This is a genomic window from Paenibacillus sp. IHBB 3054 (genome assembly GCF_051594305.1).
Taxonomy (GTDB): Bacteria; Bacillota; Bacilli; order Paenibacillales; family Paenibacillaceae; genus Paenibacillus_AQ.
This window is the reverse complement of the sequence record NZ_JBOFBG010000020.1, coordinates 126,354-137,040: the sequence shown is the minus strand read 5'-3', so window position 1 is coordinate 137,040 and position 10,687 is coordinate 126,354. Positions and strand designations below refer to the sequence as shown.

Genomic DNA, 10,687 nt, shown 5'->3' with positions numbered 1-10,687 from the left:
TTGGACGGTGGCACGACTTGGTCCCCGTACACGACTCCTGTAACCTTGGAAACAGCAGGTACAGTTTTGTTTAAGGCTCGTTCGGGCGCAAACGGTGGAGTACTCAGCCCTCTGCTAGAGATGGAACTTATAAATGATCCAATTACAATAACTCCTGGCTATCCCAAAATCATTGACCAGGCAGATGGCACCTTTAGCGTCGAAAGTGGAACTTTACATCCTGGTGTGAAAATCGAAGTGAGAATTGATGATGGCACATGGTCTACCTATACTGGACCTGTTACCTTGAATACGGGTAGCCATAACATTGATGTCAGAGTAGTAAATGCAAGCGGTGAAGAGTTGGCAGATGCAAGTGCAACGTTGAATGGTCCGACACCGCTACCAACGGTAGCACCAACGCCAACACCAACGGTAGCGCCAACGCCAACACCAACGGTAGCGCCAACGCCAACACCAACGGTAGCGCCAACGCCGGTACCGACGGTAGCGCCAACACCAACACCGACGGTAGAGCCAACACCAACACCGACGGTAGCACCAACACCAACACCGACGGTAGCGCCAACACCAACACCGACGGTAGCGCCAACACCTACATCTACGGTGACACCAACGCCGTCAGCGACTCCACAACCTACGTTGGACCCAAGCTGGGGAAGTCCGATAGGGTCAGAGGATGTTACGTTTACTGTATTGTCCGGGGGCTTCTCCTCGCACTTTAGTGGATTATTGCTGGACACGGTAACCATCAGTACGACAAATCAATATCAAGTCATTAATTCAGTCACGCATTCAGTGATTGAAGACAGTCGGGGAACCGGCGCGGGGTGGAACTACAGTCTGAAGATCACCGATTTTGTGAGTGATCCTGTAGTAGACAATAGCAAGGGCACGAGTGACTTGGTTGTAAAAATGCCAGCTAGTTCGCTGAGTGTAGATATTACCGATTCAACGACATTAGCCGGACAAGCGGGTAGCCTCGGTCAAAACGGGAAATATGTCTTCAATGCCGAGCCGGTGGTGATCGCCAAAGCAGGTGAGTTTGAAGGCATGGGACAATACCAGATTCCAATGAGTTATATGCTTTCCGTGCCGGATAAGGTAGAGGTGGTTTCGGCGGGAGCTGACAGTACGTATAAAGCGGGGGCAAAGACAGGGCTTCGTGTGGGTACGTATCGCTCCCAGTTTACTTTTACACTGGCATCGGGGATTTAATGAGAGTAAAATGAATTTCAGCCGCCTGGTGTAATAACCGGACGGCTTTTTTTATTATCTTTGTATGAGGAGGAATGGATATGCAGAAAGCATTTGCTTATGGTCGATTCACTCATAGCGACCTGCAAACGTTAACGAAGTTTTGCCAGAGGGTGGCTGGAAATATAATTGGAAAGGAAGTACATGTGGGGTATCACTCCCGTGATTCAGAAGAAATGGTACTCAGAGTTGCGAAAGAGTTTGGAGTTGAACAAATCAAAAAATAATATTTAGACGACTTAGATTATCTGTCTATGTATAATGTCCAAAATCCATACTTTTTTAATACGTTTGGATTGGAAAATTGGGATATGCTTGTCTTGTGAGAAATGAATACGAAGGAGGGGGAGATCATGCTAGACATGCGCCTCACACCTTAGACAATGTGTTATAATAGCTACACATGCAGACAATAAGGTATAAAATCTTGATCTAACAGCATACTCATAATCTCTACAAAGATTGGAGGTATGTTGAATGCATGAGGAGGAGAACGATTTGATTATGAATAGACCTAACCCATTGAAAGAAGCAAATCGTAAAGTGGATAAAATGCGCCCGGAATTGTGGGCAGCTGCTGAAGCGAACCTTCAAAAAGCTGAAGCAGATTTTAAACGTGAAAAAGGAGAGAAATAGGCTAATATACCATATTAGTTTAGCTGCTGATGAATCATAACCGTGGAGATGTGTATCTTGTCCTGTACCCTTTTGATGATGGAGAGATTGAGAAATTGCGGCCTGGCATTGTGCTGGATACCCGGGAGAATCAATCCATCGTCATTAAGGTGACATCGCATGCTGAGCGGGCAGGTGATCCGAAGGATTTAGTACTTAAGTATTGGCAAAGGGCCGGGCTTAGTCAACCATCCGTCGCACGCTGCTCGCAGTTTGTTCCTTTGCATCACGATAAAATCGGCAAATATCTGGGAACGCTGCATGATGAAGATTTATTAAATGTATTGGGGAAGTTTTACGAATAAGCAAGTTCACAAGCGCCGAGATGGGGCTTTTTATTTTGTCTTTTTTTCGGTAGGGAGGGAGAGATGGGAGTGGGGGAGAGTGATTTGGAAAATATTTCTTTACTTTTAATATACATAACAGTATATTTGATGTATAAACAAAAGTCGGAGGCGATCTCTTTGCAATCTTCTTCCACATCGGATCACAAACAGATGGGGCGTCCCAGATCCCTTAATCCCAAAAGTAAACCCATTCCCACACGACTGGATGAAACGACAGAAGATATCCTGGAGCGTTATTGTGAGAAGTATAAGACCAGCAGGTCGGAGGCGATCCGCGAGGCGATTCATCGGTTGGATCAGGACGAGCACCAGTATTTCTGGAGTCCAGAGTGGCGGCAGCTGCTACTCGATAATGAGCAAGGTCTCCGCAATGGCGAAGCAGAGATGCACCGGATCGTACAAGATTTATTGCAATTAATTCAAGGTATGTCCGCAAGAATGAATTCGAAAACGGGGAGTGATCAGAATGAAACGGAGTCATAAAGTGTTAAGTAGTGTGCTCACAGCAGTGATCATGCTCGGCATGGTGGCCAGTGTAGGCAGTGCGGCTCAAGTGGCTGTATCGGTCCAGGTGAACGGTAAAACCGTTCAATTTCCGGATGCCCGTCCATATGATGAAGGCAACCGGGTAATGATCCCGATTCGCTTTGTGAGTGAGGCGCTGGGAGCTACTGTAGGGTACAGCAATCGGATCGTGACCATTAAGCAAGACAGCAAGAACATTGTAATGAAAGTGAACAGTGATACTGTGACCGTGGATACGGTCATTCATAAACTGGATGTACCAGCAAGAGCACAGCAGAATCGGACCTATGTTCCTTTGCGGTTTGTCTCCGAGGCTCTGGGGGCGGCAGTGGACTGGAACCAGCAGACGAAGCTTGTGACTATTACGACAGCAAGCGGCGGCACGGTCTCTCCTTCACCCAGTCCATCACCAACTCCGGGAACGGCAAACGGGAATAACATGTACAGTACTGATTTTGCTTGGAAGCCGGGCTATATTAAGCTGGCCAAGACCTTGTTTGTGAACAATATGAAGGTAGAGAACGGGAAACTATCCTTTACCCTGCCGAAGGAAGCCTATGGTCAGTATTATGAAGCTGATGGTTCTTCCGTTGATCTTGTACCTGGCAAGAGCTACACCTATGCGATTGGCAAGGGGAATGGGTTTCTCTCGCTTGCGCAAGTTTACCCTGGCCGTGATGAACAGGAAGGTTATGTAGTGGCTTTAGATAGTAATGGTAACAAGGATCTGGGACAATTATTTGGTGATGTAACCAATGATGCTATCGTCATTGGTGGTGTGAAGGATACAACAGCTACTTTATCAGAGGTGCAAAAGTTAGCACGGGAATTGGATTGATCAGGAAAAGGCAATAACTAATCAACAAAAAGGAGTCTGCTTGAGCAGGCTCCTTTTTGTTGTCCGAATTTGAAAGGAGATGTGTATATGAAGAGGAAAATGTGGCCTACCGTACTTTGTCTTGGTTTGTCACTACTGCTGACAGGAGCAGTGACGGCAGATTCAAGCGAACCAATGTTAAACCAGTTTGTGAAGTGGGATTACGGGAAAGAAGGGGTTCAATTTGCTGGTTATGTCCCGGCTCTGGAAAAGAGCGTATCGGGGAATCCGTGGCAGCTGCACCAATGGGCCGGGCTGTATACCTTCTCAAGCGGTCAGACCCGGATCGTCCCTAACTATGATGCCTTCAGCGTTAAGCAGACGCCTGCTGATAAGGACTTTAACAAAGAGAACGGGTTTGGTCTGGTCTACAAAAGTAAGGAATCGTTGGCAGGTCTGTTCGATTCCGTGTGGGGAGGTCAATCTTTGACGGCTGACCAGCGCTCTTATTTCAAAGAACGGTTTAGCGAGAACGCTAATGATCCTCTATTTCAAGAGGGACATGAATTTTATTATAAGTTAGAGAAATGGCACCCCTTCCTCCGCACTTCGGGCATAGTTCCTCGCATGGGTATCAAGTTCGACAAGACCCAGAAGGTCAGTGAGGGTGTGAACCGTGCGATGTATGTGGTCAGCGCCTGGCCGGAACTTAAGGTCACGAATGGACAGAATCTCACGATTTCATATACCGGTTATGGATACACAGACAGGGACATCCGCCTGATCGCTGCGCCCAAAGGCGCTTTTCCCGATCTGAGCCAGGTTGTCAGTCTGACCGATGGGAAATATATCCGGGCAAACGCATCTCAGGAGAAAGAAGCAGGATCGATCTCCATTAGCGCCAAGGAAATTGCCGATGTGCTTGGGGAGAACGTGGACATTATCATGGATGATGGCTATGGACGGACAGCGATCCAACCCGTTAAGCTTGCCGTTGATGAGCCAATGGATTATGTACCTATGAAGCTGACGCTGACCGAGGCCGGGCAGTTGTGGATGAGGTTTCGTTATGACGGCGCGGACGGATTTACATCGGATTATACAAACAACCGGGGAATGCCAATGACAGCGAACGTGATGATCGGCGGACCACTGACGGCTGAGTTTGCGTTGCCCTCTATGTTCACGAACTTACCGGCAAATCTTAAGAATGGTCAAGAATATAATTACATGCTCGGTAAAATTGATATTGGACAAGCTCCGGGCAAGTACTATATCAAAGTGGATGGTATCGTCAACAACCCGAATCATCCGAACCGAGCACTTGAATCGCCGTCTGCAGCATTCCAGAATAATACCATTCAGGGTTATTGGACCGTTGAACGCAAAGCTCCGGAAGCGGATTTGATCGCGGTATCGATCACGGCTTCTCCATCGGCGATTCAGAAGGGTGGACAGAGCAGTATTACAGCTGCAGTGAAGAATAATAGTGCGGATGGTCAGAGTAATGTGCTCATTCGTTTTTTCGATAATGCGAACAAAATCTATGAAACGAGAAAATCTTTTGCCGCTGGCCAGAGCTTGACCGTTGGACCTTTTCAGTGGACAGGCCATTCAACAGGAGCGCATAATCTTACCGTTTCAGTAGATCCAGAAAAGGAGAAGGTTGATCAGAACCGGAGTAATAATGTGGCGACTACCGGCTGCACCGTGACCTCCAGCGCATCCGGAAACGGCAGCGAATGCAACCAGCCCGAAGCAGCAGCTGATTGGAACGTAACTTATCCGGTCATTACAGGCTATCCCACTAAATCGTACACAGCAAGCTACACGAGAGCAGATGGACTCACTCAGTTCTATACGGAGTATTACACAGATTACAGCGATCCCATCTGGGAGAATAAACTTGTCTCTTACAATGAGAAGCTGACCATATCAGCAGAAGTAAACACGAAGCAAGGTATTGCTACAGATCTGAAGAGGGCAAAAGAATCAGATCGGGAGAGCCGGGGGTCTTGGGAGATCATTCCTTATGCGAATAGAACAAGGAAGAATGCCAATGGAATTACTCGGGCCGGTTACGGGATTGAGCTAAAAGTGAAGACTGTGTATAACACGAATTGGGAAACCAAAATCCCAGCTGGTCTGGAAGGGACGGCCTATCCGATTGGAGGACAGTATAACGGTCCAACAGAGGTCTATGCCACATTCTACGACCCGAACTGGAAGATGGAACGTAAAATTAAACTGGAAAAAACCAGTGGGAATCGTAACGCAGCTACCTGGGAGTTGCCCCTGCAGACGATCACATCCGATTCTGGAAAGACTTATCAAGGCAGAAAGTATATGACCTCGGTCAATGCTACCGATGGATACTATCGAATTAAGATCTCCACCGATCCGTCCGGCATGAATAACCTGGTCACTTGCATCACCAAGCAAGTAGAAATTTTCGGGAGTATGTATGATGATGTGCAGAATTTGAGACGGACAGATTAAAATAAAGTAGCTAACCCCATCGTTGCGGTGGGGTTTTGCTTATGAGTACCGTGAGGGCTCTCATAAAGGAGGAAATCATGATATCTAACTTATTCACGCTATTGGAAGCGATAATTCTCTGTGGCTTGCAACTGATGTTTCCTGAGCTAGGGGTATAAAGGATGGCCATAGTAAATATGCTACTGACAACAAGTTTACTCATCCTTTGTTGCTGGTTCAGTTACACCGATATTACGGAGCGGCGGATTTCTAATAAACTAACATATCCTGCAATTTTATTTTTGTTTGTATTCAGGACTCTGTGTAGTCCAGAATATTTATGGGGGTTAATCCCAGGGATAGTGTTATTCCTGATCTTTATGATCAGCCCCTCATCTCTGGGAGCCGGTGATGTGAAACTGGTGACGTTGATTGGATTGGGTGTCGGGGTAGAACGAGCGGTAGTAGTAGTATCTTTGATGTGCATTTTTGTGTTTGTATACCTGGGAGGGAGAAGGCTTCTGACTTTGGATGTTCAGCGTTCCGTACCGCTGGCACCGTTTCTAACTTTGGGGCTGATAGTGTTCGTTTTGTGACGTTAAATTGTTGATTTACAAATTGTTACAATCATGTTAATGTGAAGCTACACTGCTCGGAAGCACCGGAGTGTCCGAAAAATCGGCGAAATCGCCCTGTTAGCTTAGGCTGGCAGGGCGATTTTTTTATGAAGTATGTAATAAATAAAATCTGTAGAAGAAAAGTGTAAGAGCGTGAATTTTAGTTATTCTTCCTTCTTCTTCAGGGTTAACTTTACACCAGCCTCGCCTTCAAGACCGACAATTAATTGAGTGAATCCACCTGATTTCGCAACACCTTTAACATGAATCTCAATAGTATCCATCTCAAAACCAGTAAATGACTTGGCAAAACCAGATAAAGCCTCATAAGTAACTGGAACTGATTGAATAGCTCCACTCATTGCGGAGGATGGAAAGAACATAGTCTCTCCAGTTTCTTCTTGTTGAACTACCGGCATCATTAAAACATACTCTTCTTTATTCTCCATTATCATTTTCTCCCTTTTATATAGATGTATTTTATTCTTCAATATTCCCACTGTCAATTTCAACTTCTGAGAGTAAGTTGAAGCGGCCTAAAGTTTCAACTTCTATCCCTCCATGTACATCCACATCATTAGCAGTTAAATCTTCAATTGTTACAATTAACACGTAGTCAACTTCCTCGGTGTTATCTAATTCTGGTTTGGTGTACAGTTGTAACCATAATTGCCAGTCTCCATGATTGAAACTATTAAGTATTCGGCTAAAATGCTGAATGTTTTGCCACTGATACCGTCCTTCTTTGCCGGCAGGATTATCAGTCATCATTTTGTTGTTTGAATTAATCTTATGAAGAGATGTATCTACATAGGCTCTCAGATACTCATATCCCATACTTTGATCTACAGGAGGAAATGAAATGCACGTAACAGAAACCTTAACAGCAGGCTTTTTTTTGTTTGAATGTGCAGACATTGTAGTGGGCATGTAAAACTTAACTCTCTGTTTTGTTAGTCTGGACATCACACCTTTTCGTATGTAAGTTGCCCGACCTTTGTAAGAATCCTTTGCATTTAAGAGACTACCGCCGCCTTTTCCATAAATCTTGGAGAATAACTCTCTAGATTCCTGCGATTGATCAAATAAATCAAAATTTGGAGCTTCGGCATGGTGGAGCAAAAGGGCTTTGGCTATTTCTAAATCTTTATTGGGTAAAGAATCAGTTAGAAGCGCTAATTCTTGAGCAGCTATTGGAGTCGAAAAACTTGTTCCATAGTCAAAACTAAGTGATCCGTCTTTGGTAATCACATAAGCCGCTGAATTAGCACATATAAAGATCCGTCCATTCTCTGTAAATACGTTTCCTCCGGGGTAAACTAGATCCGGCTTTGCTGATCCAGCGAAGCCAAAACCAACTCTACTAAATGGTGAAGGATCGTATTTCTGAGAAAGGCTCTTTGAATGATCTTCTCTGACTATTGACCCTATCGTGAGAGCACAAAATGAGTCGCCAGGAGAAGCCAATCTCGTACCATCATCATCAATGACATCAGATATCGATGAGTAAGAAGTCCATAATGTATGGTTTCCAGTAGGGACTAGGAACTGAATCTTATACCTTCTAGATAAGGAATCTAATTCAAATCCAAGATTTGAAACATTATCTCCAGATAAAGGCGCAAGACTATTCATAGAAAGGCAAAATATTTTTGTTACATCTTTAATAGCATCTACAGCCTCACGAATTCTTTTAATTAAAGTGGTTTCATCTATGGCTGAAACTCCGTCATTAATTATCGCATCAATGACACGTACTTTTGGAACAAGTACTTTATCTTTTACTTGCATATCAATATCATCACCAAAGAGCAATCTACTAGCCACTTTAGTTCCATGATTATAGGAAGGAGTAGAGCTGAGATTGGAACAAACGAATCTACCAGCAATACAGTCTACTAAGTTTTGTGGCAGTTGAATTCCATCATCTAGAACACAAACTATAGGCATTTCGGTTGGAGGTACACTGAAATTAACGATAGTGTCGTCAAGGTCTAGTTGAGTACGACCACCTCCTCTAGTTTTAGCTTTGAAAAAAACAGTGTTATCAATACCAAGAATGATTTCTTGATCGGATAGTTGTTCTAAGCCACTAGAAGGTAGTATGGCTCTGATAATTGGTGTATTATTTTGCAGGAAAATGGTATCAATTAATTCCCCGTTTTTTTCATGAATTTCTTCAGATAAATACTTCAGCATCTTCTCATAAAAACTAAATGCTAAATTTGGAACTAACGTAATCTGAACATCATATGTTTCAATTTCCTCAGATGGATCCTCGTGAGCAATATCAACATTAATTTTCTCACTTCCATCATAATTGGAAAAGGATTTAAAATACTGAAAGAAACCTTGTGACTTTCCATTTGTACGTGTGTAAGAGTTTAACTTTCTTTGTAAATTTTCAAGAATTGCAGGAGTAGCAGAGACAATAGCAACATTTGACTTTTTTATTGAATTTATTTTAAGGTGGTTTTTCTCAAAAAGAAGTTCGTGTCCTCCTCGTGCATCAACGACCTCAGTATCTGCCAATTCCACTTTGAATATAACTACTTCATCAGAGATTGGTGTTTTTTGTTTTGCATGAAATTTTTTTATGCCCATAATTCCTGCATTTAATAAAGCGCCATGCTTATCATGTTCAACGTCAACTGGTTCAGGAATAGCCATTGGTTTAGCTTCAACTGAATCTACTTCGTTGTCTGAAATCCAAAAATGAGATTTTGGATTTTTATCTTTAGATTTAGCCCGTTTATCTTCCTCACTCAACTAGCTGCAGCTCCTTTAACCTATCTGATATTGTTGATTTAGGAATTCCGGTTATTTCGGATATTTCCCGTAAAGTCAATCCATTCGTTTTTAATTTTTGTAAATCTTCTGAACTCAATGAGTCTCTATTGTAGAAAGTTAACATATTGATGATAGTTTTTATGAAGTCATTTGTAGTTACTTCTTCCTTGTGTTGATGGAAACTATAGTCTTTAACAGTCTTTTTGATGACTTCTTGAAGATCGGAGAAGTTGAAACCTTTTGTGAAATTTGAGATTTTTTTAGAATCGGCCTTTATTCGAATATTATATTTGTGAACTTGATTATCGAAATAACATTTCCTTAAATTGAAATCTGGGAGTTCCAAAAATAATGTTGTGTTGAATCGTCGCCAGACAGCGGAATCCAATAATTTTTCATGATTCGTTGCAGCGATTAAAAAGACGCTATCTGATAGAGTGTCAATATTCTGCAGTAAACTGTTCACTACTCGTTTAAGTTCTCCTAGTTCATGCTTATCATCTCTTTTCTTAGCAATAGCATCAAATTCATCTAGGAATAATATAACATCTTTACCAATGACGGAGTCGAAAATTTTGCGGATATTTGTGCCAGTTTGACCTAAAAGTGATGATATAAGACTATCCAGTCTTACATATGCAATAGGAATATTCAGTTTTTTAGATAAAGAGAAGGCAGTTGATGTTTTTCCACAACCTGGAGGGCCGCATAAAAGTAATCTGTTCTCTGCTTTTAGTCCAAGTTTTTCTAATTTTGCTCGACTTGAATACTCTAATTGAATGTTATTTAGTTGCTCAGAAATTGAATCACTTAGAAATATTTCATCCATACTAATCTCCTCTGGGAAATGCCAATCAATTAAATTATTATTCGATGATTTATCTTTGGGTGAATATATTCCTGAGGGTTCGAACATTGTCAAACCGGAAGAGGTAGAGAACATAGGTTCGGATTTTTTTTGTGATTCTGATAAGTCATTTGAGTCATTTGAATCCATTTTATTTAATGCAGCGAGTATTTTATTCGATAGCTGAATGTTCCCTTTTTTCTCTTCCTCGTCTGTTAGGTCAAGTATGATTTTTCTGAACTTCTCACGATCATTTTCATTATATGCGTCAATTAATTTTATTATATAGTCGGAACGCATGTGTACCTCCTTATTCGGACAAAACCGGAATTTA

At 42.7% G+C, this 10,687-nt stretch carries 11 protein-coding genes; 8 read left to right on the top strand and 3 right to left on the bottom strand.

Annotated features, from left to right (window positions below; genetic code table 11):
• The 8 genes from ACQ76X_RS21140 to ACQ76X_RS21105 form a co-directional block, all read left to right on the top strand.
• On the top strand, nt 1-1,218 hold a 1,218-nt coding region (locus tag ACQ76X_RS21140; RefSeq protein WP_438495790.1), incomplete at its 5' end, for a hypothetical protein.
• Between the two features lie 80 nt (nt 1,219-1,298).
• Nucleotides 1,299-1,484, top strand: coding sequence for a hypothetical protein (locus ACQ76X_RS21135; RefSeq protein ID WP_438495789.1), 186 nt, complete (start codon nt 1,299-1,301; stop codon nt 1,482-1,484).
• Between the two features lie 250 nt (nt 1,485-1,734).
• A complete protein-coding gene (locus tag ACQ76X_RS21130; RefSeq protein ID WP_438495788.1) occupies nt 1,735-1,893 on the top strand; it encodes a hypothetical protein in 159 nt (52 codons plus the stop codon).
• Between the two features lie 29 nt (nt 1,894-1,922).
• A complete protein-coding gene (locus ACQ76X_RS21125) occupies nt 1,923-2,237 on the top strand; it encodes a type II toxin-antitoxin system PemK/MazF family toxin (RefSeq protein ID WP_438495787.1) in 315 nt (104 codons plus the stop codon).
• A 159-nt stretch (nt 2,238-2,396) separates the two neighbouring features.
• The gene (locus ACQ76X_RS21120; RefSeq protein ID WP_438495786.1) at nt 2,397-2,762 is read left to right on the top strand and encodes a hypothetical protein; all 366 of its coding nucleotides are present in this window, start codon (nt 2,397-2,399) and stop codon (nt 2,760-2,762) included.
• Nucleotides 2,746-3,642: a copper amine oxidase N-terminal domain-containing protein gene (locus tag ACQ76X_RS21115; RefSeq protein ID WP_438495785.1), complete on the top strand. Its 897-nt coding sequence runs from the start codon at nt 2,746-2,748 to the stop codon at nt 3,640-3,642. The genes ACQ76X_RS21120 and ACQ76X_RS21115 overlap by 17 nt, the downstream gene beginning before the upstream one ends.
• An 87-nt stretch (nt 3,643-3,729) precedes the next feature.
• Entirely contained in the window at nt 3,730-6,120 is a 2,391-nt protein-coding gene (locus tag ACQ76X_RS21110; protein WP_438495784.1) for a CARDB domain-containing protein, read from the top strand.
• A 161-nt stretch (nt 6,121-6,281) separates the two neighbouring features.
• Nucleotides 6,282-6,695, top strand: coding sequence for a prepilin peptidase (locus ACQ76X_RS21105; RefSeq protein WP_438495783.1), 414 nt, complete (start codon nt 6,282-6,284; stop codon nt 6,693-6,695).
• 185 nt (nt 6,696-6,880) lie between these two features.
• On the opposite strand, the gene ACQ76X_RS21100 is transcribed toward ACQ76X_RS21105, so the two are convergent.
• The 3 genes from ACQ76X_RS21100 to ACQ76X_RS21090 are packed head-to-tail and all read right to left on the bottom strand — an operon-like array spanning nt 6,881 to nt 10,653.
• The gene (locus tag ACQ76X_RS21100; protein ID WP_438495782.1) at nt 6,881-7,165 is read right to left on the bottom strand and encodes a hypothetical protein; all 285 of its coding nucleotides are present in this window, start codon (nt 7,163-7,165) and stop codon (nt 6,881-6,883) included.
• A gap of 31 nt (nt 7,166-7,196) precedes the next feature.
• Nucleotides 7,197-9,485 (bottom strand): S8 family peptidase, encoded by a 2,289-nt coding sequence (locus tag ACQ76X_RS21095; protein ID WP_438495781.1) that lies wholly within the window; start codon nt 9,483-9,485, stop codon nt 7,197-7,199.
• On the bottom strand, nt 9,478-10,653 hold the full coding sequence (locus ACQ76X_RS21090) for an AAA family ATPase (RefSeq protein ID WP_438495780.1): 1,176 nt from the start codon (nt 10,651-10,653) through the stop codon (nt 9,478-9,480). Before ACQ76X_RS21090 ends, ACQ76X_RS21095 begins: the two co-directional genes overlap by 8 nt.
• Nucleotides 10,654-10,687: the final 34 nt, after the last annotated feature.

Coding starts and splice junctions, on each gene's coding strand:
- ACQ76X_RS21135 (WP_438495789.1), top strand. CDS start 1,299: ATGCAGAAAGCATTTGCTTATGGTCGATTCACTCATAGCGACCTGCAA.
- ACQ76X_RS21130 (WP_438495788.1), top strand. CDS start 1,735: ATGCATGAGGAGGAGAACGATTTGATTATGAATAGACCTAACCCATTG.
- ACQ76X_RS21125 (WP_438495787.1), top strand. CDS start 1,923: ATGAATCATAACCGTGGAGATGTGTATCTTGTCCTGTACCCTTTTGAT.
- ACQ76X_RS21115 (WP_438495785.1), top strand. CDS start 2,746: ATGAAACGGAGTCATAAAGTGTTAAGTAGTGTGCTCACAGCAGTGATC.
- ACQ76X_RS21110 (WP_438495784.1), top strand. CDS start 3,730: ATGAAGAGGAAAATGTGGCCTACCGTACTTTGTCTTGGTTTGTCACTA.
- ACQ76X_RS21105 (WP_438495783.1), top strand. CDS start 6,282: ATGGCCATAGTAAATATGCTACTGACAACAAGTTTACTCATCCTTTGT.
- ACQ76X_RS21100 (WP_438495782.1), bottom strand. CDS start 7,165: ATGGAGAATAAAGAAGAGTATGTTTTAATGATGCCGGTAGTTCAACAA.
- ACQ76X_RS21090 (WP_438495780.1), bottom strand. CDS start 10,653: ATGCGTTCCGACTATATAATAAAATTAATTGACGCATATAATGAAAAT.